Origin of the sequence: Candidatus Pelagibacter communis, assembly GCF_001180105.1 — a bacterium.
Taxonomy (GTDB): Bacteria; Pseudomonadota; Alphaproteobacteria; order Pelagibacterales; family Pelagibacteraceae; genus Pelagibacter; species Pelagibacter ubique_K.
Genome location: NZ_CVSO01000059.1, coordinates 1 through 543, shown reverse-complemented (window position 1 = coordinate 543; position 543 = coordinate 1). Strand labels below are relative to the sequence as shown.

Genomic DNA, 543 nt, shown 5'->3' with positions numbered 1-543 from the left:
AATGAGATTTGGAGTAGGAATGAACACTGACCATACTTTAGAGGAAGTTGGCTTGCAGTTTTCTGTAACTAGGGAAAGAATTCGTCAAATTGAAGCCAAAGCTTTAAGAAAACTTAAACACCCTAGTAGATCAAAACAATTAAAAAGCTTTTTAGAAAGTTAAAATAAATATATTAATAATATTTGATTAGCTAAAAATTTGACTTTAAATTAAACTTATCTAATTAGATGTTACAAAATATTTACAAAAAAAATTTAGATCTACCTTTAATTTTGCTCTCCATTATACCCTTTTCTATAATATTAGGTCCAAGTATATCCTTGATTAATGTTTTACTTATTTCTTTATTTTTTTGTTTTTATTGTTTTAATAAAAACTTAATTTTTCACGACAAAAAAATAATAATACTTTTTTCAATTTTTTATCTTTATTTAATTTTCAATTCATTGATTTCTCTTGATATTTCATCCGGATTTTTCCGAAACTTCGGTTTTTTAAGATTTATATTATTCTTCTTTTTAATAAATTATTTCTTTTATAAT

Annotated in this window: 1 protein-coding gene; it reads left to right on the top strand. The window is 22.3% G+C overall.

Annotated features, from left to right (window positions below):
- A partial coding sequence (locus AMN84_RS03685) for a sigma factor-like helix-turn-helix DNA-binding protein (protein ID WP_143755548.1) occupies window positions 1-163 on the top strand: 163 nt, incomplete at its 5' end.
- Window positions 164-543 lie beyond the last annotated feature (380 nt).